General features: G+C 69.8%; 21 protein-coding genes and 1 tRNA gene. 12 read left to right on the forward strand and 10 right to left on the reverse strand.

All coding sequences use genetic code 11. The annotated features are described in order from the left end of the window. Positions 1-117 precede the first annotated feature (117 nt). From BN1701_RS09650 to BN1701_RS09660, 3 genes are all read right to left on the reverse strand, one after another. The gene (locus tag BN1701_RS09650) at positions 118-1,134 is read right to left on the reverse strand and encodes a site-specific integrase (protein ID WP_054047546.1); all 1,017 of its coding nucleotides are present in this window, start codon (positions 1,132-1,134) and stop codon (positions 118-120) included. After that, the gene (locus BN1701_RS09655; protein WP_231949550.1) at positions 1,131-1,601 is read right to left on the reverse strand and encodes a hypothetical protein; all 471 of its coding nucleotides are present in this window, start codon (positions 1,599-1,601) and stop codon (positions 1,131-1,133) included. The genes BN1701_RS09650 and BN1701_RS09655 overlap by 4 nt, the downstream gene beginning before the upstream one ends. 122 nt (positions 1,602-1,723) lie before the next feature. After that, positions 1,724-1,810, reverse strand: a tRNA-Leu gene (locus BN1701_RS09660). Between the two features lie 104 nt (positions 1,811-1,914). Here BN1701_RS09660 and BN1701_RS09665 point away from each other — a divergent pair. Genes BN1701_RS09665 through BN1701_RS09675 form a run of 3 tightly spaced genes read left to right on the forward strand, consistent with a single transcriptional unit; the run spans position 1,915 to position 4,670 of the window. After that, positions 1,915-3,240, forward strand: coding sequence for a M20/M25/M40 family metallo-hydrolase (locus BN1701_RS09665; protein WP_054055738.1), 1,326 nt, complete (start codon positions 1,915-1,917; stop codon positions 3,238-3,240). A 20-nt stretch (positions 3,241-3,260) separates the two neighbouring features. Next, on the forward strand, positions 3,261-4,142 hold the full coding sequence (locus BN1701_RS09670) for an alpha/beta fold hydrolase (protein WP_054047550.1): 882 nt from the start codon (positions 3,261-3,263) through the stop codon (positions 4,140-4,142). Positions 4,143-4,187: 45 nt separating this feature from the next. Beyond that, positions 4,188-4,670 (forward strand): DUF2231 domain-containing protein, encoded by a 483-nt coding sequence (locus tag BN1701_RS09675; protein ID WP_054047552.1) that lies wholly within the window; start codon positions 4,188-4,190, stop codon positions 4,668-4,670. On the opposite strand, the gene BN1701_RS09680 is transcribed toward BN1701_RS09675, so the two are convergent. Together BN1701_RS09680 and BN1701_RS09685 are read right to left on the reverse strand one after the other, a co-directional pair. Continuing rightward, positions 4,663-4,875 carry a DUF5703 family protein gene (locus BN1701_RS09680; RefSeq protein WP_054047554.1) on the reverse strand — a complete coding sequence of 71 codons (213 nt, stop codon included), beginning with the start codon at positions 4,873-4,875 and terminating at the stop codon, positions 4,663-4,665. The two genes, BN1701_RS09675 and BN1701_RS09680, sit on opposite strands and share 8 nt — an antisense overlap. Beyond that, positions 4,872-5,864 (reverse strand): YncE family protein, encoded by a 993-nt coding sequence (locus BN1701_RS09685; protein WP_231949551.1) that lies wholly within the window; start codon positions 5,862-5,864, stop codon positions 4,872-4,874. The genes BN1701_RS09680 and BN1701_RS09685 overlap by 4 nt, the downstream gene beginning before the upstream one ends. Before the next feature lie 166 nt (positions 5,865-6,030). On the opposite strand from BN1701_RS09685, the gene BN1701_RS09690 reads away from it, so the two are divergent. Further along, entirely contained in the window at positions 6,031-6,435 is a 405-nt protein-coding gene (locus BN1701_RS09690; protein WP_157367894.1) for a hypothetical protein, read from the forward strand. On the opposite strand, the gene BN1701_RS09695 is transcribed toward BN1701_RS09690, so the two are convergent. From BN1701_RS09695 to BN1701_RS09710, 4 genes are all read right to left on the reverse strand, one after another. After that, positions 6,436-7,317 carry an SRPBCC domain-containing protein gene (locus tag BN1701_RS09695; RefSeq protein WP_054047557.1) on the reverse strand — a complete coding sequence of 294 codons (882 nt, stop codon included), beginning with the start codon at positions 7,315-7,317 and terminating at the stop codon, positions 6,436-6,438. It lies immediately after the preceding gene. Next, entirely contained in the window at positions 7,310-7,861 is a 552-nt protein-coding gene (locus tag BN1701_RS09700; RefSeq protein ID WP_054047558.1) for a transcriptional regulator, read from the reverse strand. Before BN1701_RS09700 ends, BN1701_RS09695 begins: the two co-directional genes overlap by 8 nt. 69 nt (positions 7,862-7,930) lie before the next feature. Further along, positions 7,931-10,609, reverse strand: coding sequence for a non-ribosomal peptide synthetase (locus BN1701_RS36805; RefSeq protein WP_054047560.1), 2,679 nt, complete (start codon positions 10,607-10,609; stop codon positions 7,931-7,933). An 85-nt stretch (positions 10,610-10,694) separates the two neighbouring features. Next, a complete protein-coding gene (locus tag BN1701_RS09710) occupies positions 10,695-11,672 on the reverse strand; it encodes an aldo/keto reductase (RefSeq protein ID WP_054047561.1) in 978 nt (325 codons plus the stop codon). Positions 11,673-11,826: 154 nt separating this feature from the next. Between BN1701_RS09710 and BN1701_RS09715 the strand changes: the two genes are divergently transcribed. The 5 genes from BN1701_RS09715 (at position 11,827) to BN1701_RS09735 (ending at position 15,744) form a co-directional block, all read left to right on the forward strand. Further along, entirely contained in the window at positions 11,827-12,876 is a 1,050-nt protein-coding gene (locus BN1701_RS09715; RefSeq protein WP_054047563.1) for an LLM class F420-dependent oxidoreductase, read from the forward strand. Beyond that, positions 12,873-13,700 carry an undecaprenyl-diphosphate phosphatase gene (locus BN1701_RS09720; protein WP_054047565.1) on the forward strand — a complete coding sequence of 276 codons (828 nt, stop codon included), beginning with the start codon at positions 12,873-12,875 and terminating at the stop codon, positions 13,698-13,700. Before BN1701_RS09715 ends, BN1701_RS09720 begins: the two co-directional genes overlap by 4 nt. A gap of 9 nt (positions 13,701-13,709) precedes the next feature. Further along, positions 13,710-14,414: an MSMEG_4193 family putative phosphomutase gene (locus BN1701_RS09725; protein ID WP_054047567.1), complete on the forward strand. Its 705-nt coding sequence runs from the start codon at positions 13,710-13,712 to the stop codon at positions 14,412-14,414. A gap of 104 nt (positions 14,415-14,518) precedes the next feature. After that, positions 14,519-15,181: a hypothetical protein gene (locus tag BN1701_RS36810; protein WP_054047568.1), complete on the forward strand. Its 663-nt coding sequence runs from the start codon at positions 14,519-14,521 to the stop codon at positions 15,179-15,181. After that, complete coding sequence (locus BN1701_RS09735; protein WP_054047570.1) at positions 15,181-15,744, forward strand: hypothetical protein; 564 nt, start codon at positions 15,181-15,183, stop codon at positions 15,742-15,744. The genes BN1701_RS36810 and BN1701_RS09735 overlap by 1 nt, the downstream gene beginning before the upstream one ends. On the opposite strand, the gene BN1701_RS09740 is transcribed toward BN1701_RS09735, so the two are convergent. Then, on the reverse strand, positions 15,738-18,887 hold the full coding sequence (locus BN1701_RS09740; protein WP_082859754.1) for a GH92 family glycosyl hydrolase: 3,150 nt from the start codon (positions 18,885-18,887) through the stop codon (positions 15,738-15,740). The two genes, BN1701_RS09735 and BN1701_RS09740, sit on opposite strands and share 7 nt — an antisense overlap. A 209-nt stretch (positions 18,888-19,096) precedes the next feature. Between BN1701_RS09740 and BN1701_RS09745 the strand changes: the two genes are divergently transcribed. From BN1701_RS09745 to mptB, 3 genes are all read left to right on the forward strand, one after another. Continuing rightward, positions 19,097-19,624, forward strand: coding sequence for a hypothetical protein (locus BN1701_RS09745; protein ID WP_157367896.1), 528 nt, complete (start codon positions 19,097-19,099; stop codon positions 19,622-19,624). Positions 19,625-19,730: 106 nt separating this feature from the next. Continuing rightward, entirely contained in the window at positions 19,731-20,450 is a 720-nt protein-coding gene (locus tag BN1701_RS09750) for a hypothetical protein (protein WP_054047574.1), read from the forward strand. A 94-nt stretch (positions 20,451-20,544) separates the two neighbouring features. Then, positions 20,545-22,080 carry a polyprenol phosphomannose-dependent alpha 1,6 mannosyltransferase MptB gene (mptB, locus tag BN1701_RS09755; RefSeq protein WP_054047577.1) on the forward strand — a complete coding sequence of 512 codons (1,536 nt, stop codon included), beginning with the start codon at positions 20,545-20,547 and terminating at the stop codon, positions 22,078-22,080. The last annotated feature ends 218 nt before the right edge of the window (positions 22,081-22,298 follow it).

Below are 22,298 nucleotides of genomic sequence, written 5' to 3' on the forward strand. Positions count from 1 at the left end.
GTGGGTCATCACCCACCCCAACATGCCGCTGGATTCCTCCAGCGGGCCGAGCGGCCGTCGCCGCTGTTGACGTAGGAGGTGCGGTCCACCACCCAGCTGAATGTGGCGTTGTCGGCATTAGTTGGCGAGCGGGTGGGGTTCGTTGGTCATGGTGGCGAGTGCGGTGGCGACGTCGTTGAGGGTGGCTTTGACGTAGGTCATGGTGGCGTTTGCGTGGTCGGTTGCGTCGTTGTGGCCTGCGTAGGCGTGGGCGACGGCGTAGCCGAAGTTGCGTTCGACCCAGGTGAGGGTGGTGTGGCGGAGCCAGTGGGTGGAGACGTTCAACGTGGTGACCCAGGGGAGGTAGCGGCCGATGCGGTTCCAGAGGTGGTCGTAGCGGCGGGAGGTGATGGGGGCGCCGTTTCGGTAGCGCAGGAGTTTGGATTGTGGGTCGGTGGCGCCGCGTTGTTGGGCGTGGTCGATCAGGTGGGCCATGAGGCTGGGGGAGACGGGTTGCCAGCGGGCGGTTTCGGCTTTCTCGCGTAGGTAGATGGTGCATTGGGCGGGGTTGAGGTCGCGTGGTCGTAGGTCGAGTGCGCCGCCTCGTCGGCAGGCGGTCTCGGTGTGGAGGCGGACGAGGAGGGCGTCGAGTTCGGGTTCGTCGCCGGTGGTGGCGGCGTAGTGGTTGATCTCGGCGAGTTGGTGGTTGGACAGTGCGCCGCGGGTGGAGGGGAGTCGGCGGGGTTTGTCGGCGCGGCGTGCGGGGTTCTCGGCTTCGGTGATGAGGCCGTCGTTCTCGGCGTGTTTGTAGAGGCATCGCAGGGCGGCGATGAAGTTCTCGGCGGTGTTACGGCCGCCGCGGGAGTTGCGGCGGATGATGGCGTTGGCCTGGATTTCTTCGCGGAGTTGTGCGATCTCGCTTGGGGTGGGTTCGAGCAGGGTGCGGGATCCCCATTTGGCCGCGATTCGTTTCCAGTAGGTCATGTAGCTGCGCGCGGTGTTTTCCTTCATGGCGGCTTCGACGACTGGGATGTAGGCGTCGAATGTCGGCACCGGTTTGCGGTCTTCGGGTTCGTTCATGAGGTCGGAGGGGTCTACGCCCATGCGCTGCAGCAGCATCCGCGCTGCGGCGAGAACCTCGGGTTCGTTGGTCATCGGGACTCACGCCCTTGGGAGAGGGTGGCGTGGTAGGCGGTGATCATCGTGTCGAGCGCGGCCAGTGGGTGCACGACCAGGACGTCGTAGTTGGGGTCGGCGACGAGGAGGACTTGATCTCCGGCGGCGATGCCCACGCGGTGGCGCACGACGGCCGGGAGCATGACGTAGGGCTTGGTGCCCATGCCGAACGCCCCTGTCGGCTCGCGATGTATCACGACCGAGGCGTCGACCACAGAGATATGCAGGCGGTCCCCGTGGGTCCAACCCAGCGCAGTGACGGTAGGCCCGTTGGACACCCAGCCCTTGGAATCGACCCGCGCCATGCCGTAGCGGAGAGATCCGGCGCGGGGAAGGGGCGGCAACTCGGCCAGCGGCAGTGGAGCGCTCGGGGTAACAGGCCCTCGTCCGGCCACGGTGGTGGTCACTCGGGGAGGGATGAGCGCGGCGATTCGGCGGTCACTCATGGTCGACACCCCCGCCAACGCCGAGCAGGGGGGCGGGTCGACCAAAGGGTCGAAAAGCGATCCTACGAGCTCGCTGCGTGATCACAAACGAGCCATCTGTGTGCGGGAGAATTCCCACGTTCTGGTGTCCGAGGGGGGACTTGAACCCCCACGCCCGTTAAGGGCACTAGCACCTCAAGCTAGCGCGTCTGCCATTCCGCCACCCGGACTTGCGGTCTCCCGCTGGTGTGCGCACAGAGTATCGGATGGGGTGCAGTGGTCCCAAATCGGGGGCGCCCATCCTCACGGGGAGTGGTAGGAAAGCGGTGTGACCGTGGAGCAGAGGGACACCCTGGCGCTAGCTGAGGCCGAGTCGGTGCAGTTGACCAGTGACTTGATCAGGATCGACACCACGAACACCGGAGATCCGGCGACCGTGGTGGGGGAGCGGGTGGCGGCTGAGTTTGTGGCTGAGAAGTTGGCTGAGGTGGGGTTCGAGACCACTTACGTCGAGTCTGGGGCCAAGGGGCGGGGGAACGTTTTCGCGCGGTTGGAGGGTGCGGACCCGAGTCGGGGGGCGTTGTTGGTGCACGGGCACCTCGACGCGGTGCCCGCTGATCCCTCGGAGTGGTCGGTTCATCCGTTCTCCGGGGCGGTGCAGGACGGCTACGTGTGGGGGCGGGGGGCCGTCGACATGAAGGACATGGTGGCGATGACGCTCGCCACGGCTCGGCGGATGAAGCGGGACAACATCGTGCCGCCGCGGGACATCATTTTCGCCTTCCTTGCCGATGAGGAGGCCGCGGGGGACTACGGGTCGCAGTGGTTGGTGCGGAATCGGCCGGAGTTGTTCGAGGGGGCGACGGAGGCGATCTCCGAGGTCGGGGGCTTCTCAGTCACCGTCAAGGACGATGTGCGGGCCTATCTGATCGAGACCGCGGAGAAGGGGATCGCCTGGTTGAAGTTGCGGGTTCGGGGGCGGGCCGGGCATGGGTCGATGGTTCATGAGGACAACGCGGTCACGAAGCTGACTCAGGCCGTGGCCCGGTTGGGCACGCACAAGTTCCCGCTCGTTCTGACCGACTCCGTGAGGGAGTTCCTCGCCGCGATCACCGAGATGACCGGGATGGAGTTCGACGAGGCCGACCTTGACGGGGCCGTGGCCAAGCTGGGCGCGGTGGCGCGGGTCGTGGGTGCGACGATTCGGGACACCGCGAACCCGACGATGCTGACTGCCGGTTACAAGGCCAACGTCATCCCCTCGGTGGCCGAGGCCGTCGTGGACTGCCGGGTGCTGCCGGGCAGGCAGGAGGCCTTCGAGCGCGAGCTCGACGAGATCCTCGGGCCCGACGTCGAGCGCGAGTGGATCGCCAGTCTTCCGCCGGTCGAGACGACGTTCGACGGTGCGCTGGTCGAGGCGATGAGCGCGTCGATCGTGGCCGAGGATCCTGGTGCCCGCGCGATCCCCTACATGCTGTCGGGTGGCACGGATGCCAAGGCGTTCCACACGTTGGGGATCCGCTGCTTCGGTTTCGCCCCGTTGAAGTTGCCCGCCGACCTCGACTTCTCCGCTCTCTTCCACGGCGTTGACGAGCGGGTTCCGGTCGACGCGTTGCAGTTCGGGACGCGGGTGTTGGATCGGTTCCTGCGAAGCTGCTGAGGACATGCCAGGATTCGCCCGTGCCCACAACCGAGCGATTCGCCCTGTCCGACGGGGCGAAGCTCGCGTTGTCGCGCGCGGGCGATCCTGGCGCGGCTGTGACCGTTGTCCTCGCGCACAGCTACGCGCAGGACCAGAGGGTCTGGCACAAGATCATCGACACCCTGCCCGACGCCGGGGATTGGCCGGTGCAGGTGGTGGCCTACGACCATCGCGGGCATGGCCAGTCCAGCGCCGCTGACGAGCAGACCGCGACCGTCGAGCGCCTCGGTGACGACCTGGCCGAGGTGATCGACGGGGCGGTCCCGCGGGGTCGGGTCGTGTTGGTGGGGCACGGCATGGGCGGGTTGACGCTGATGGCGCTGACCGCCCGCCACCCGGCGCTGTTCACCGAGCGGGTGGCGGGGTTGGCGTTCCTGTCGACGGCGGCGGGCTCGGCCATGGAGGCCGCGCTGCCCAGTTCGGTCGGCAAGCTGGTCCAAGACCTGCGGGCCATCCTCGGCGCGAAGATCATCGACCGGGTGAGTCAGCGCATCGACAAGGCCAAGACCATCGGGTTGCGTTGGCTGCTGCTGGGCGAGGACCCCGATCCCGACGATGTCCGGCTGGTCGCGGAGATGGTGGCCGCGCACTGGCCGGACACCGTCGCGCTGTTCAAACCCGCCCTCGACCGCTATGACCGCGAGGCCGCGCTGACCGTCGCCTCGGATACGCCGGTGGTGGCGATGGTCGGTGACCGGGACCGCTTGGTTCCCGAATCGCACGCCGAGGCGCTGGCCGGCGCGGTGCAGGACGGCACCTCGGTGGTCCTGCCCGGCCTGGGCCACATGCTCCCGCTCGAAGGCGTGGCCCAGGTGCTGCCCCGGCTGGTGGGCTTGGTGCACGCGGCGTCGCGGCGGTGAACCGTTCTGTCACAGCTCGCGTACCGGATCGTGGAGGTGGCTCACATGCCTGAGTTCGTCGACGGACTTCCGCTGCACCCGCTGATCGTCCACCTTGTCGTCATCCTGATCCCGGCGGCCGCCCTGGGCACGATAATGATCGCGTTGTGGCCCGCCGCGCGGGCGCGGTTGGGCTGGATCGTGGTCGGCGCGGCGGCGTTGGCCGCGCTGCTGACGCCGTTCACCGCGAACAGCGGCAAGAAGCTCGCCGCCAGGCTGCCCGAGCAGGAGCTGATCAACACCCACGAGCGGCTCGGCGACCTGATGATCTACTTCACGGTGCCGGTGTTCGTGATCGCGCTGGGGCTGATGCTGGTGCACCGCGCGGCCAACAGCGCGCAGCCGCCGTCGTGGACCAAGGCGGCACTCATCGTCGTCGCGATACTGTCGGTCGGCGCCGGGGTGGCCGCGACCGTGCACGTCTACCGCGTCGGCGAGGCCGGGGCGCGGGCGGTGTGGGACGGGTTCGACAAGCTGCCCGTCAGGTGATCAGGCCGGGCAGCGGGCTCGCCCGCCGCTTGCGCCGCAGCCAGATCTTGCGGGTGCCGTCGGAGTAGAGCCGCACGTTGGACAGCTCCCACCCGGCGAACTCCGCGTGGATGGACAGTTGCGTGGCCGCTGTCAGCCGCGACACCCCGGGGGGCAGCCGCAGCGGCCGGTACTCCCAGTCGCCGTCGATCACCCCGTCTGTCATGGTTCGATCACCTGGACACCTCCTCCGTTGGCGGACGCCACCACCACGCGCCCGCTGGCCGGGTCGACGGCCACCGCGTTGGGCTGGCCGACGGTCGGGAACCGGTACCGCTGCTCAGGTTGCTCGGCCGCGACGTGGAAGCCGACGACCTCGTTCGTCTCGGTCAGGGTGACCCACGCCAGGTCGCGGCGCGGGTCGTAGGCGATCGCGAACGGGCCGCCCGCGACCGGGAAGCGCTGGCGCATCAGCAGCGGGTCCAGCGAGAACGCCAGCAGCGCGCCACCGCGGGTGTCGGTCACCAAGATCCGGCCGAACCGGTCGACGACGCCGTTGGTCGCGCCCTGGCCCGCGCGCAGGCCCTCGCCGATGGTGCCTTTGGCGACGTCCATCTCGAACACCGCGTTGCGCAGCCGGTCGAGCACGGCGGCGCGCTCGCCGACGGTGTAGACCTGATCGGCGCTGAGCAGGCCGCCGCTGATGGACCGGTGGGTCCCGTTGCCCGCGAGCACCGCCACCGACTTGGTCTCGCGAACCGCCACCAGCGTGCTGTCGCCGTAGCCCGCCGCGCCCGCGGCGGCGCCGTCGAGGGTCGTCACACGCACGTCGGGCAGGGTGACCTGGACGACGCCCTTGCTGGTCGCGGCGAGCAGCGGGCCGCCTTCCTTGGCCAGCGTCAGTGTCTCGGCCATGGCGGGCAGTTCGACCGCGCGCGGCGCCCTGTCGAGCGCATCGATGTCGTAAAGCCGCAGGCCAGGGGCTGATTCGACGGCGACGGCGAGCGTGCGGGTGCGGCCGTCGACGACCGCGGCGGTGACCCCGGACAGCGGCATGACCGTGCCCGCGGGCGTCGCGGTGGGGGCGGGGGAGCGGGCGGCGGTGGCGGCGACCGGGTTGGCGGAGACCATCAGCTCGTCCTGCGGCTGCGCGTCGGACGAGCAGCCCGCGGCGAGCGCGGTGATGGCGACGGCGGCGGCAAAGCGTCGCAACAAGCTTCCTCCGGGCAACCTCGGTGAACAGTCTTGCCTCCAGCATCCCGCACGTCGGCCCGGGAAGCCACGTCCCGCGCCGACACGTGTCTCACACATGGACACCGAGTGGACACCGATCTGTAACAAATCGGGGTTGGGCGTCGACGGAGTGGACACGGAGGTGACCATGGCGATCGACCCGGCCCACCTGCCCATCCTCGGCGATCCCCGTCCGACGCCCGCGCCCACCCCGGTGCGCGTGGCCTGCGGACTGTTCGTCACCCAGGTCGCGCTGTCGGTGCTGCACCTGACCGTCAGCTGGGCGAACACCGGTGTCGATCTGTCCCTCTACTTCGTTCCGCTCGCCCTCACCCTGTGGTTCGCGGTGTGCGTGACCGATGGCCGCGACTGGGCGCGCACCGGGGCCGTCGTCGTGTCGGGTCTGTCCGCGCTGCTGTCGGTGGGGCTGATCAGCGGCCCGTTCGACGTCGTCGTGGTCCTGCCGATGCTGACCGCGGTCGGGTTCGGCGCCCACCTGGTCTATCGGGCGGACGTGCGCGAGTTCTTCGAGCAGGCGGACGAGCGGGTCTGATCACTCGCCGATGGTCAGGATGCCCTCGGGCAGCTGTGGCATGTCGACGCCGAGCCAGATCGTGCGCCAGTCGGGCACCTCGAAGAACCGGCGCAACTCGGCGAAGCCGCTGAGCCAGCCCATCCACGAGCCGTAGGGCGGGTGTTCGGGGTCGAAGCCGGTCTGGGTGAAGGTGAGCCGGGTCTTGCCCTCGGTGCCTTCCAGCTCCCAGGTGGCTACCTCGGTGCCCGGCCAGGCCAATGCCAGCGAGCGGCCTTCGTCGAAGTCGACGATCTTCGCGGCTTCCGCGTCGTTGTCGAATCCGCCCATGGCGAATCGGCCCCCGACGTATGGCTCGATCTCGATCCTCGCACCGAACCAGCGGGAGAAGGTGGGCGGGTCGACGAGCGCGTGGAAGACACGCGCGGGCTCGGCGTCGATGGTGAACACGGCGCGCATCTCCGGGTCGGTGAAGTCGCACAGGGCGGTGAGGTCGCGGTCGTCGAGGTGATCGACCAGGTTGGCCACCGCCATCGCCCAGAACGTCTGCAGCGCCGACCGCGCGTCCTGTTCGAGCTTCATCTCGTCCCAGGTCGGCATGTCCGACTGGGTGAGTGTGAGGACGGTGGTGTCGGCGGTCTCGGCTTCGAGCGCGATGTCGACGGTGGTCTCGACGTCGTCGAGTGTCCAGGTGAAGCGCAGGCTGGTGTCGTCGACGTGCAGCAGGCGCTGGGCGGGGCGGTCGCCGCCGGGGGTGTGGCGGCCCCAGAAGGTGTAGGTGTCGGGCAGGGATACCTCGGCGTGCTCGGCGAACCAGGCGGTCAGCTCGTCGGCGTCGGTCAGGGCGCGGTGGACACGGTCGACCGGGGCTGGGACCCGCACGCGCAGCGTCATGTCAGTCATCGGGTTCTCCTTTCGGGTAGCAGGCGACGGCCAGGTTGAACGCGTCGCCCTCGGTGCCGCCGTAGCGGGCGAACAGGTCTTGCAGCGTGGTGCGCAGGTCGTCGAGGAACTCCTGGCGGCGTTCCGGCTCGACCCGGATGGACCCGGAGACACCCACGGAGGGCAGGTCCGGGGCCGTGCGGTCGAGCGCGGCGATATCGGCCTGGACTTCCTCCATGAGGTCGAGCAGGTAGCCCAGGCCGCGTTCGCCCCGGCTCGCGCCGACCCGGCCGACCAGCCGGGGCGAGAGCCAGTAGGAGCGGGCCGTGGCCTGGTAGACGCCTTCGTGGATGCCGCGCACCTTGCGCTCGGCGATGAGGGTGACCAGACCGGCGTCGACCAGGCGTTTCACGTGGTAGTAGACGCGTTGCGGTGTCTGGTCGAGCCGCGCGGCGACCTCGGTGCACGAGCGGGGTTCGGCCAGCTGCCGCAGGATCTCGACGCGCTGCGGTTTGAGCAGGGTCTCGGCCTGCTCGATCTGATCGAGGTACAGGACTTCTCTCATGGCAAAATCAGTCTTGACGTAAAAATCTGTTTTGTCAATGAGGCGTGTTGAATCCGCGGATGGACGGGGTTAGGCCAAACGGGCGCGGAGTTTGCCGAGGGCGCACACCGCTCGCCACACGATGACGCCGACCGCGACGGTGATCGCCACGACCACCCAGAGCGGCAGCAGCGGGCGCAGCTGCATGAACACGATGTAGTGCGTCAAATAGATGTAGAGGGACGCGCCCGCGACCAGCCCCGCGACCCGGACCACGGCCCCTGGGACGCGGACCGTCGGGACGAACAGCACCAGGAGCACGCCCGCGATGACGATGGCGTCGCGGACCGGGTCGTCGAACCATCCGGGGATCAGCACCAGCGCCATGGCCGCGGCGGCGGCGCGCTGGGGGAGCGTGGTCGCGCGCTGCACCAGCCAGCCGAGGACGAACAGCCACAGGACGCCGTGGATGCTCATGTCGCGGGCCGAGTACCCGGACGACATGGGCACGTGCACCGCTGACATCCGCGCGATGAGGGTGATCGCGAGGACACCGGCGGCCAGCGCGAACCCGTGCTCCACCGCGGCGCGGCGTACCCCGGGGATCAGGAACAGCAGAGCCAGCGCGGCCAGGATCTGCACGAGGACTTCGACGTACCAGTACGAGATGGTGCCGTGTTGGATGAAGTTGTTGACCAGCAAGGCGTTCGTCACGGCCACGTTGTCCGACACCGCCGCGCGCCAGGTGAGGAAGATCGCCGACGGGACCGCGATCCGCGCCGCCGCCTTCGCGATCCGGCTCGCCATTCGCTCAGGGGCCACCGGGGCGAGGGCGAACCGGGCGAAGCTCCAGCCCGCGATCACGAGCAGCAGGTGGGCGCCGCCCCAGACCTGGGTGAGGCCGACGTGGGTGGACACGATCAGGGTGATGGCCAGGGCCCGCAGGAGGATGTTGGTCTCCAGCGAGCGCAGCCTGCCGCGCTTGGGGCCTGCCCGTTCGAGCTCGGCGACTGGAATGGTGTGCCAGGCGGCGGGGACTTCGCCGAGGAGTCGTTCGAGGTCGATGGACGCGCGTACGTAGGTGAGCGAGTCGCCGCCGAGGCTGACGAAGGTCGCGTCGTCGGGGATGTCGCCGACGTTGAGCGCGCGCTGGAAGATCTGCCGAACAGACCCGGCCGAGGACCCGCGCGAGAACAGGGAACCTGACGACGACGCGGACCCGCGCGGGGACACCGAAGTTGGCGACGACGCGGACCCGTCCACGATCCGTGTCTCGGAACGCCCGCCCTGACCCGGAAACCCGAACCGCCGCGGAACCCGCGCCCCGAACCTCAGCGCACGCAGCCCCCACCCATCCCCGGGGGGACGGCCCTTGGCCAGTCTATCCGGCCCGGCCGACGGATGATCTTGGTTTGGGGGTGCCTGTGGACAACTCTGGATACCCGCGTAGTCGACTTTGCCGGTGGCCAGGCGGGGGAACTCGGCGTACTCGCGGACCCGGACGTGGTCGACGGGCAGGCCGACGCGGGTGGCGACCAGCGTGGCCGCCGCGTGGGTGTCCTGGCCGTTGACCATGGCAAGGGTGATCGCGGTGTCGTCGCCCGCGGCGGCGGCGGTGAAGCCCGCGCGGGTCAGGTGGCGCTCGATCTCGTCGAGGTCGACGCGCAGGCCGAACAGTTTCACGAAGCGGCTCTTGCGGCCGATGACCTCGTAGAGGCCGTCCGCCGCCCGGCGGGCCAGGTCGCCGGTGGGCAGGTCGCCCAGGGTGGCGCCCAAAGCCAAGTCCGCGGGCCCGCGGGCGTAGCCGAGCATGACGTTGGGGCCGCGGTAGACGAGTTCGCCGTCCGGGTGGATCTCGAAGGAGCCGCCGGGGATGGGGATGCCGACGGCCTCCGGGCGGGTGACGGCCAACTCGGCGGGCAGGTAGGCCATGCGGGCGGTGGCCTCGGTCTGGCCGTACATCACGAAGAACCGCCACCCGCCCGCCGACGCCAGCCCGGCGTAGCGGCGGACCTGGGTCGGAGCGAGCCGCCCGCCCGCCTGGGTGACATAACGCAGGGCAGGCAGGTCCCGGTCGGCGAAGCCCGCGCGGTCGAGCAGGTCGAACGTGTACGGCACCCCGTGCAGGCTGGTCCCGCCGTGGCCCTGGAACATCGACCAGAATTCCGGGTCGACCACCGACAGGTCGCTGAGCAGCACCGCCGCGCCGCGGGAAAGGTTGCTGTTGAGGACCGACAGGCCGTAGCAGTAGTGCAGCGGCAGGGTCAGCGCCGCGCGGTCGGTGTCGCGGATGTCGAGGTACTCGGCGATCGAGGTGGCGTTGGACTGCAGGTTCGACGCCGAGAGGCGCACCAGCTTCGGCGAACCCGTGCTCCCCGACGTCGACAGCAGCAACGCCAGGTCCGAGTGCAACTCGTGGGCGGTGCCCGCCCGCCGCTCCCGAAGCTCGCCGCCGAGTTGGACGACGTCAGGGTCGTATGCGTCGACCAGAGTGTCGAGCTGCTTCCCGTCGGGGGAGGTCAGCAAGACGGGATGGCCGCCGCGCAGGGCGGCCAGGTAGGTGACCACGCTGTCGAGGTCGTTGCCCGCCGCGACCAGCACAAGCCGCCGGGTTGATCCCAGCACCTCGCCCACCGACGCCACGCGGGAAGCCAACGCGCGATAGGTCAGCGAGCCGGAGGGGGTGACGACCGCGATCCGGTCACCGAAGTCGGCCAACGAGTGGACGAACGGCACGCCGAGGCGTTCAGGCGCGCTGACTGTCTCCACTGGTCATCCTTGGCTTCGAGCGGTCCCCAGCCAAGTGAGCATAGGCTAACCAACCTTGCAGGTCACCCGTCATCCGGGTCACAGATCATCCGAGCCTGCGCTCCGGATAACCGAGCTCGACATCGCTGACGTCATCGAGCGCCGCACGGATCGCGGGCGGCAGCTCCAGCTCCTCGGCCACCAGCGACCCGAGCAGTTGCGCGGTGTCACGCGCGCCCACGATCGGCGCCACCACCCCCGGCCGGTCGCGCACCCACGCCAGCGCCACGGCCAGCGGCGAGGTGCCCAACCCGTCGGCCGCGGTGACCACCGCCTGCACGATCCGCGACGCCCGGTCCGTCCGGTGGTGGTCGACATACGGCGCGAACGCGGCCGACGCGCCGCGCGAGTCCGCCGGGGTGCTGTTGCGGTACTTGCCCGTCAAAACCCCGCGGCCCAGCGGCGCCCACGGCAAGATGCCCAGGCCGTGATGGTCGGCGGCCGCGACCACCTCACGCTCGATGCCGCGCTCCAGCAGCGAGTACTCGACCTGGGTGCTGACCAGCGGCGCCGCACCCGCCGTCGCCGACTGGCGGCTCGCTGCGGTGGCGGTCTGCCAGCCGGTGTAGTTCGAGATGCCCGCGTAGCGGACCTTCCCGCTGCGCACCGCGGCGTCCACCGCGCACAGCGTCTCCTCCAGCGGCACCGACGGATCCCACGCGTGCAGCTGCCACAGGTCGACATGGTCGGTGTCAAGCCGGATCAGCGACTGCTCCAGCGCGCTCAGCAGCGCACCCCGCGACGCGCCGCCGCCGAACGGCCCATCGGTGCGGCGGGCGACCGCCTTGGTGGCCAACACCACGCTTTCGCGCGGCATCACGTCATCGAGCAAGGTGCCCAGGACACGTTCGGACTCGCCGTCGCAGTAGACGTCGGCGGTGTCGACCAAGGTGCCGCCGACGTCGACGAACGCGGTCAGCTGGCTGGCGGCCTCATCCGGCTCGGTGTCCCCGCCCCAGGTCATCGTCCCTAGCGCCATCCGGGACACCCGCAGCCCACTGCGCCCGACCTGTCGTTGCTCCACTGGCCCGCCTCCCCGGAATTCTTACGGTGGGTCACCGTGGTCATACAACCATGCGTCGTCCTGCTACCCGGGTCGACTGCCATCACGGTCCCCTTAGGTCGCTGTTCGCGGAGTTCCCCTGGCCCAAATGGCTACTGGCAAGTAATGTCGCGGCGTGCGACTTGGACTGAACATGGGTTACTGGGGTGCGGGCAACGACTCGGCGAATCTCGAACTGGCCAAGGAGGCCGACCGGCTCGGCTACTCGGTGGCCTGGGTCGCCGAGGCCTACGGCAGCGACGCGCCGACCGTGCTGGCCTGGGTCGCCGCCCAGACCGAACGCATCGACGTCGGCAGCGCGATCCTGCAGATCCCGGCGCGGCGCCCGACCATGACCGCGATGACCGCGGCCACCCTCGACACTCTCTCCGGCGGCCGGTTCCGCCTTGGCCTGGGCGTGTCCGGGCCACAGGTCTCCGAGGGCTGGTACGGCGTCAAGTTCGACAAGCCGCTGGCCCGCACCCGCGAGTACGTCGACATCGTGCGCATGGCCTTGCGCCGCGAGCGTGTCAGCTATGCGGGCAAGCACTTCCTGCAGCCGATCCCGGACGGCCCCGGCAAGCCGCTCAAGCTCACCGTGCACCCCGTGCGCGAGGAGATCCCGATCTACCTGGCCTCCATCGGCCCGAAGAACCTGGAGCTGACCGGCGAGATCGCCGACGGCTGGCTGGCCATCTTCTTCTCGCCCGAACACGGCAAGGAGTCCCTGGAGATCATCGCCAACGGCCGGGCCAAGGCGGGCAAGACCCTCGAGGGCTTCGACGTCGTGCCGACCACCCCGATCGTCGTCGGCGACGACTGGCAGCAGGCCGCCGAGACCGTGCGCCCCTACGCCGCGCTCTACGTCGGCGGTATGGGCAGCCGCGAGCAGAACTTCTACAACCAGCTCGCCTGCCGCATGGGCTACGAGAAGGAGGCGGCCGAGTGCCAGGACCTCTACCTCGCCAAGGACTACGCGGGCGCCGCGGCCAAGGTGCCGCTGGGCTTCATCGACGACACCACGCTGCTGGGACCCAAGGAGCGCATCGCCGAGAAGATGCAGGCCCTGGCCGCGGCGGGGGTCACCACACTGACCGTTTCACCGATCCTGCAAGATCTGGAGCAAGCCAAGGCGGCGCTGCGCACCGCCGTCGATGCTCTGGATCTCGCGGGAGTCGGTAGTTGACCTGGTTTCAAGCCCTAGTCCTCGGCATCGTCCAAGGTCTGACCGAGTTCCTCCCGATCTCCTCGTCGGCCCACATCCGCATCGTCTCCGAACTCTGGTTCGGCGGCGACGCGGGCGCGTCGTTCACCGCGGTCATCCAGCTCGGCACCGAGGCCGCGGTGATCATCTACTTCGCCAAGGACATCTGGCGGCTGCTCACCGCCTGGTTCCGCGGCCTGTTCCAGCCCGACACGCGTCATGACCCCGACTACAAGCTCGCCTGGTACGTGATCATCGGCTCGATCCCGATCAGCGTGCTCGGCGTGATCTTCAAAGACGAGATCCGCAGCGGCCTGCGCAACCTGTGGATCACCGCGATCGTGCTCATGGTGTTCGCGGTGTTCCTCGCCGTGGCCGACGAGACCGCCAAACTCGAGCGGAACACGCTGACCATGAAGGACAGCGTGCTGATGGGCCTGGCCCAGGCGATGGCGCTGATCCCCGGCGTCTCCCGCTCCGGCGGCACCCTGACCGCGGGCCTGTTCCTGGGCCTCAACCGTGAGTCCGCCGCGCGCTATTCGTTCCTGCTCGCCATCCCCGCGGTCTTCGGCGCGGGCATCTTCTCCATCCCCGACGTCCTCGACCGCAGCGGACCCGGCCTCCAGGCCACCATCCCACAGACGATCGTGGCCACCGCCGTGTCCTTCGTCGTCGGCTACGCGTGCGTGGCCTGGCTGCTGAAGTACGTCTCCAAGCACAGCTACATGGTCTTCGTCTGGTACCGCATCGCCATCGGCGCCGTCCTCTGCGGCCTGCTCGCGACGGGCGTCGTCGACCCCATCTAGGCTCGGGTCGTGGCCACAGTCGTTCTGCTCCGACACGCCCGCTCCACCGCCAACGGCTCCGGCGTCCTCGCCGGCCGCGCCGAGGGGGTGCACCTCGACGACACCGGCCGCACCCAGGCCGACGGCCTCGTCGCGCGCCTGGCCGACGTGCCACTGGCCGCGATCGTGTCCTCCCCGCTGACCCGCTGCGCCGAGACCGTCGCCCCGCTGGCCGCCGCGCGCGGGCTGGTCCCGGTCACCGAGGACGCGGTCGCCGAGGTCGACTACGGGACCTGGACCAACCGCGCGATCAAGGACCTGGTCGGCGAGCCGCTGTGGAAGGTCGTGCAGCAGCACCCGTCGGCCGCGGTGTTCCCCGGCGGCGAAGGGCTCGCCGCCGTGCAGGCCAGGGCGGTCGCCGCGGTCCGCGCGCACGACGCCAAGATCACCGCCGAGCACGGCGACCACGCGGTCTGGCTGCTGTGCAGCCACGGCGACGTGATCAAGGCCATCCTCGCCGACGCGCTGGCCCAGCACCTGGACTCGTTCCAGCGGATCATGGTCGACCCGTCGTCGGTGTCGGTGGTCCGCTACACCGAGACCAGGCCGTTCGTACTGCGGATGAACGACTGTGGCAGTGCGCTTTCGGGTGTCGTCCCACCGGAACCCAACGCTCGACCTGAGGTCGAGGTGGCCGCCGAGGACGCCGTGGTGGGTGGCTCGACCGGGCGTTGAGGGTTGGGGAAGACCCCACCGTGTCACGTAATGCGGAATCGGACGATGTTCCTATCATCTACGTGGGATAGTGCGGCCTTCTGATCCATCGATGAGGAGCTCGAATGACACAGGACTGGGGTCAGGGCCAAGGCCAGGGTGGCTACGGCCAGGACCCGCAGCAGGGTGGTTATCCGCAGGCCCCCGGTTACCCGCAGCAAGGGGGCTACCCCCAGCAGGGCGGCTTCCCGCAGGCGCCGGGCTATCAGCAGCAGCCGGGCGGATACCCGCAGGCCCCCGGGTATCCGCAGGCGGGCGGCCTGCCGATGGCGCCCGCCGAGTACGGCGGCGGCGGGCCGATCCCTCGTCCCGGCACGGCCACCTCGGCCGCGGTGCTGGCCTTCGTCCAGGGCGGCATCACCACGATCACCACGATCCTCGTGCTGGCCGGGGCCGCCAACTCCGCCAACACCGACGCGGGCCGGTCCTGGGCGCTCGGTCTGGCCCAGACCGTCGGAATCATCTTGCTGATCATGGGCGGCGTGCAGCTGATCCAGGGCAAGAGCCGCAACCTGCTGGTCGCGGGCAACGTCCTGGAGATCCTCATCTCGCTGGCGTACGCGGTCCTGTTCGGCCTGATCGAGTCCCAGGGCTTCGATTTCGTCGAAGGCGCCAAGGCCACGCTCATCGTCATCGCGCTGCTGTTCGCGGTGATGCCGGTGATCAGCCTGATCCAGGCGCAGGGCGGCGCCACGACGCAGTTCCTGCAGTCGCGCCGCGCGCGCTGATGACCCAGGGATGGGGGCAGGGCGGCCCGCACGAGGGCTTCCCTGCCTATCAGCAACCTGGCTATCCACAGCAGCCGTACCAGCAGTTCAGCGGGCTGCCCATGGCGCCCGCCGAACCCGGTCAGGTCCGGGTGCCGCGGCCCGGGGTGGTGATGTCGGCGGCTGTCCTGGCGTTCGTCCAGGCCGGTCTGACCGCCATCTCCACACTGGGCGTCGTCGGGATCGCCGTCGACCTGCGCGACGGCGCCTTCCCGGTTGTCGGCGGACTGGCCGCGGCTCAGCTGGTGGGTCTCCTGCTGCTGATCTTCGGTGGCGTGATGGCGCTGCAGGGCAAGGACCGCGTCGCGCTGACGGTGGGCAACGTCCTGCAGCTTGGTCTGTGCCTGACGTACCTGATCTTGATCAACGCGATCCCGAACGTCGACCCGGAGGACCCGGAAGGTGCCCGGGTGGCCGTCACCTTGTTCGCGGTGTTCTTCGCGGTCCTGCCGACGATCAGCCTCGTCCAAACCTGGGTGTCCAGTGTGGGCGGATGGATGGGTGCCCAGCGCGGACGCTACTGAGCCAGCAGCTGGATCTGGGCGACGGTCACCACACCCTCGATCGCCAGCTGGTAGTGCCGATACGGACCCGGTGCCTTCACCTTGAAGGGCCGGGTCTGTTTGCGCCAGGGGAACTTCTCGTCCTCGCGGCGGTCGAGTTCGTGCCAGCGGGAACCGTCGATGGACCCGCGCAGCACCCACGTCGACGGGTCGGGGCCGCGGCTGCCCGAGGTGATCGTGTAGAGGGTGACCTCGGCCAACTCGGTGCGCACCGTGACCGGGGTGTCCACTTCGGACTCCGTGCGGGTGGTGTCGTCGAACAGCGGGCCCGGCTTGCCGCGGGTGAGGTCGCGCAGGGTCGGCCCGGTGCCCAGCGGCGGGGGAGTGGACTTGCCCCAGTCAGACGGGTCGGGCCCCATCTCGAATTCCAAACGCGCGCCCGCCGCGAGCACCGAGTGCGCGATGTAGGTGCGGTCGTATGGCTCGCCGTCGACCCGCAGGCTCTGCACGTAGACGTTGGTCCGACTCTGGTTCGCCGCCGTGACCACGAGGTCGCGGCCGTTCTCCAGGTGCACGACCGCGCGCGGGAACAGCGGCGAGCCGATCGCGTAGAACGGGCTGCCCACGCGCAGCGGGTAGAAGCCCAGGGCGCTGAACAGGAACCAGGCCGACAGCTCGCCGTTGTCCTCGTCGCCCAGATAGCCCTGGCCGATCTCGCTGCCCTGGTAGAGGCGGGCGAGCACGTCGCGGACCTTCTCCTGCGTGCGCGCGGGCACCCCGGCCTCGGTGTACAGGTAGGGGATGTGGTGGGCGGGCTGGTTGCTGTGCCCGAACTGGCCCATCCGCACATCGCGGGCCTCGAGCATCTCGTGGATGGGCCTTCGGTACGAACCGGGCAGCGTCGCGGTCTCCGGCGTGGCGAAGTACTTGTCCAGCTTGGCGGCCAGTTCGTCGCGGCCGCCGTACAGCTCGGCCAGGCCGGGCGCGTCGTGCGAGACGGCGAAAGCGGCGGTCCAGCCGTTGGTCTCGGTGTAGTCGTGCCCCCACACCCTGGGGTCGTAGTCCTTGGGCTGCCACCGCCACCGGCCCGCCGCGTCCTTGCCCTGGAAGAACCCGACGCGCTGGTCGAACAGGTGGGCGTAGTGGCGGGCGCGGTCGAGGAAGTACAGGTGGTTGTCCTCGTCGCCCAGCGCCTCGGCGAGCAGCGCGATGCCGAAGTCGTTGACGCACCCCTCCATCGCCCACGACAGGCCCTCCGTGGTGGCGGTCGGCGTGTAGTGCAGGAAGATCGACTGGTCGAGCCCTTTGCGGCCCACGCTCTCCTCCGGCGAGGTGACCGTGGCGTTGCGCAGGGCCGCGGCGTAGGCGTCCTGGACGTCGAACCCGGGCACGCCCTTGAGGTAGGCGTCGGCGAACGCGACGTCCGAGCTGGTGCCCGTCATCAGGTTCGCGTAGCCGGGGGAGGACCACCGCGACACCCAGCCGCCGTCGCGGTACTGCTGCAGGAACCCGTCGACCAGCTCGCCGCAGCGGGTCGGGGTGAGCAGCGCGTAGGCGGGCCAGCAGGTGCGGTAGGTGTCCCAGAACCCGTTGTTGACGAACACCTTGCCGTCGACCACCGCGGGCGGGCGCACCGGACTGGCGTACCGCGGCCCCGACTCGGTGATCTCATATCCGGAATTCGGATAGAGGTACAGCCGATACAGGCACGAGTACAGGGTCGTCAGCTGGTCGTCGGTCGCGCCATCGACCTCGACCCGGCCCAGCAGATCCGCCCACAGCGCCCGCGCCCGTTCGCTCACCGACTCGACGGTGTCGTCGGCGGCGATCTCCGCCTCCAGGTTCCGCCGCGCCTGCTCGGGGCTGATCAGCGACGTCGCGATCCGCACGGTCACCACGGTGCCGTCCTGGCCGGGCTGGAACCGCAGCAGCGCGGTCCTGGTCAGCGATAGCCCGCGCAAGCGGCGTTGGGCGCCTGCCAACGGCTGGTCGACCGTGGCGTGCACATACATCCGGCCCGCGCCCGCCGACAGTCCACTGCGGACATCGGAGTAGCCGGTGATCGTCCCGTCCCCGCCGACCCGGACCGCGCCCGCGCCCACGTTGTCCAGCACGAGGTTCGCCGCGCCGGGCGGGAAGGTGAACCGCAGCACGGCGGCGTGGTCGGTCGGCGCGATCTCGACCCGGACACCGCTGTCGAAGTCGACGGCGTAGTAGTGGGGCTGGGCGGTCTCGTTGTCGTGGCTGAAGGTCAGCGCGCGGGCCGTGTGGCCGACGCTGGTGCCCTGGGTCGGCATCAGGTGGAAGGTGTGCCGGTCACCCATCCACGGGCTGGGCTGGTGGCTGATCCCGATGGCCTCCAGCGCGGGCCGGTTCGCGGGCGTCGAGCCGCGGTGGAACTCGTAGAACCAGTTCGTCACCGCCGCGTTGGTCACCGGGGTCCAGAAGTTGAACCCGTGCGGCACCGCGGTCGCCGGGAAGGTGTTGCCGCGCGAATACGCCCCGGACGAATGGGTGCCGCGAGTGGTGATCACCCGGTCGACCGGAGCCCGCGCGGGACGCCGGACCGACGCGATCACGACGTCGTCGACCCAGCCCGCGAACTGGGCGGGCCCGTGCGGCGACCGGTAGGCCAGCAGGATCCGCGACACCGACTTGCCCAGCGCGACCTCGCCCAGCCGCACCACCCGGTGATTCCACTGGTCCGGCAGCAGCGCCCGCGACTCGCCCTGCCCCAGCGGGGTCAGCGGAAAGCCGAGCTGGTCGACCGCGCCGAGCTCGCTGAGATAGGTGCCGTCGGTGAAGACCAGGTCGATCGCGGCGTACGTGCTCGGATACCGCAGGTCGCCACCGGTCAACTCCGGATAGATCACGTAGCTGAGCTCGGTGTCCGCCTCGACGGTCAGCTCGGTCCAGAAGATCCGGTTCGTGCGGAACGCCAACCCTGCCGCTGTGTGCTCGCCCTCATAGCGCAGGGCACTCGATCCGGTGAACCCGACACCCGATCGGGCCGACGGCGCGTCGGCGGGCCCGCCACCCACCCGGGTGCGCAGCGAGACGCCATCGGCCAGCGGGATCCCGGCGTCGCCCACCTCGACGGCGTCGGTCCACGTCGGCACCGGATCGTCGGACTCGAACGACGTGCGGAAGCCATCGGCGATCATTGATCAAGGGTAGGCGGCGATTCGACTGGAACGCGCGAGGGTCGAGTTGGCATGATGGGCGGCGGCGGGTGTCGACGAGGAAGCGACGCCCGCCGATTCATGTCCGTGACCGACTCGATCCGGACCGATCCGCGTGTTGTTACCCGCCGGTACCCGCAGGTCGCGTAGCGTCCCGCCCACAAGATTCACGGGGTGGGAGGACTGGGGAGATGACGTCGGGGGCAGGGGTGCCGTTCATTGCCGAGGTCGACTGGGAGGCGTGGCGGCGGCCACTGGTTCCCTGGGTCGGCGGCGGCTGCGTGGCCGTGCTGGTGGTGATAGTGGCCATGATCGCGAGCTGGCTGCCCGCCGCGGCCGGACTACTCGCGCTGGCCGCCGCGCTGGCCATGCCCGCGGCCAAACTCAGCGAATACGTGGCCAGGCGCAGGCGCCGCGAGTCGCCGCTGACCGTCGACGTGATCGGCGTGTGCCTGCCCACCGCCCAGGGACCGGCGTTCCTGCCGTGGGACACCCTGCGCCAGGTCGTCGTCGACGGCCCCACCCTGCGCTTCCGCCTCCGCGCGGGCGTCACCCCGAACACCCCGGGCGTCACCGGCCTGCACCGCCGCGACGCCTGGCCGGTCGCCTCCGGCCCCGGCCTGCCCGTCGACACCCGGCTGTTCACCCGCGACCGCGACGACATCCTCGACGCCGTGCACCAGTTCTCCGGTGGCCGAGTGTGGTCACCCGCAGGCTGAGGTTCACTCGCTTGGAGTGATCACACACCGGCGTCGGGCCACTACAGTTCGCTCCTGCCGGGCGGAGACCTCCCCGCGGCCGACTTGTCCGGGTAGGGGTGCGGCGATGATCGGGGTCCGCAGGCGCGAGCGCTCACCACTGCTCGACCTCGTCCGGCTGAACTCGGTCCAGCGCCGCGGCGCCGGGTCAGCCGACATCGCGGTCGGACTCGTCGCCACCGAGGCGGACATCACCGCGCTCGCGGGCGTCCTCAGCGCCGACCCGCTGTCGATCTGCCCGCTGTGTCCGGTCCTGCCGCGCACGGTGGCCGATGACCTGGTCGCTCCACTGACCGACCTGCTGGACGGACCCGCGCGAGTGATCGTCCTGGGCTCCTCAGGACCCGAGGAACGCGTCCCAAGACTCGACGAGACCGTCGACCGAGCCGCCGAACGCGGCGTCCTGATCATCGCACCCGGAGGGCCCCTCACCGCGCTCACCAGCCACCCGTGGGTGCTGCCGGTGGTGTCCTGCGCGCCGTCCGGGCGGGTCAGCTGGTTCGCCGACCTCGACGAGGACCCCCGCGGCCTGCTGGCACCGGGGGAGAATGTCCCCGGCCCGACCGGTCCGGCCAACGGCAACGGGGTCGCCGCCGCCGTGGTCGCCGCGACCGCCGCCCTGCTGTGGTCGCTGCACCCCGACGCGCCCGGCCACCGGATCCGCGCCGCCCTGTCCATCGGAACGGTCCACCCGCGCCGGTCCGGCCCCCCTCTGCTCGACGCCGAACGCGCCCGCGAGTTCCTCGCCCGCGCCGTAAACCCCCCGGTAATCGCCCGGATGCCTTAGGCAGTGGCGCTAACTTGGCCATTGCGCGAGCGACTCGGCCGTGCTGTGTAATCTCAAGCCTCGGTGGCGATACCCCGCGAAACCGTCCTCAGAGGTGAACGAGTCCTTGGTCGCTGAGCACCCTAAGCAGCCCGCCGCGACCATCGCGGCGCCTGCGGGCGACGGCCGAGCCCTGCCGATCCGGACCATCGCGCTGGGCGCCGTCGGCAGCCTGCTCATCCTGATCACCTCGTTCGGCGCGGGCAGCGTGCTGGTCAGCGACCCGGTGCTGGGCCGGGGCCCGCTCTCGTGGATCCGCTACGGCCACGGCCACATGCTCGCCACGATCGTCCTCTACACCGGCTTCGCGCTGGTGGTGTGGGCGTGGGTGCGCCTGGGCAGGCACGTGCTGGCGGGCCGGGTCGGCACCCGCGCGGTCCTGTGGGCGAGCACCGCCTGGATCGCGCCCCTCGTCTTCGCGCCGCCGCTGTTCACCCGCGACCCGTACTCGTACTTCGCCTACGGCACCCTGCCGCTGCTCGGCTTCGACCCGTACGCGGTCGGCCCGGACGTGCTGAACCTGCCCGACGTCGTGCAGAACGTGCACCCGTTCTGGCAGGCCCAGCCCGCCAACTACGGCCCGCTGTTCATCCTGATCGCCAAGGGCGTGGCCTGGCTCAGCGACGGCTCGCTGATCCTGGGCGTCGTGCTGATGCGCGTGGCGATGCTCGCCGGGATCGCGCTGCTGCTGTGGTCGCTGCCCCGCCTGACCCGTCACCTCGGCGGCGACAAAGCCGTCACCCTGTGGCTGGCGATCGCGGGCCCGATGACCGTCGTGCACCTGGTCGGCGGCCCGCACAACGACCTGCTGATGGTCGGCCTGCTCGCCGCGGGGACCGTGTGCGTGCTGGAACGCCGCCATGTCCTCGGTGTGTTCCTGGTGACCCTGGGCGCCGCGGTGAAGGTCACGGCGGTGATGGCGCTGCCGTTCCTGGTGTGGGTGTGGGCCGCGCACCTGAGTTCGACGTTCTGGCGCAACTTCGTCCGCGCCACCGCGTGCGCGTTCGCCACCTTCGTCGCCACGTTCGCTTTGACGACGGTGATCGCCGACGTCGACCTCGGCTGGCTCAAGGGCCTCCAGGCGCCGGGCAACATCGTCAACTGGCTGTCGCTGCCGACCGCGGTGGGGGAGTTCGTCCATACGCTGGTGGGCATCTTCATCGACGGCAACAAGAGCTGGTTCGTCAACATCGCCCGCGGCATCGGCGGCATCATCTTCTTCGTGATCGCCATCCGCCTGTGGTGGCAGTCCCGCGACGGCGGGCCGGAGGCCGTGCGCCGGATGGCGTTCGCGCTGTTCGCCCTGGCCGTCCTGTCGCCCGCGACGCTGCCGTGGTACCTGACCTGGGGCTTCGTGATCGCCGCCGCGCTGCGCTGGCAGAAGCGCCAACTCGCGATCCTGGTGAGCGCCGCGGTGTTCCTCGTGCTGACGTACTCGCCCGCGGGGGAGGACCTGCTCTACAACTGGCTGTTCATGGCCGGTGCGGTGGCGGTGTCGCTGCTGGCGGGTTTCTCGCTGCTGCGCAACGATCCGCTGGGTCTGTTCAGCGACAGGGAAGAACTGGTTCCCCGGGAGCCCGTCAACGCCTGAGGCTCCGCGCGGTGAGTTGACACCGCCGGATCGTCCCTCGTTCGTCCACTTTCGACAGTCGCACCCCTGATCTCCAGCTGTCAGCCCACTCCCCTTGTATCTAATTATCAACTATCCACTATCAAGATAATGGATGGGCGGTCATTTTCAGCTGGGCAGCTGATCTGGCGAAAACAAAGACAGCAAACGACGGGGGAGCCTGGTCCGCTGTGGGTGAA

It is taken from the genome of Alloactinosynnema sp. L-07, assembly GCF_900070365.1.
Taxonomy (GTDB): domain Bacteria; phylum Actinomycetota; class Actinomycetes; order Mycobacteriales; family Pseudonocardiaceae; genus Actinokineospora.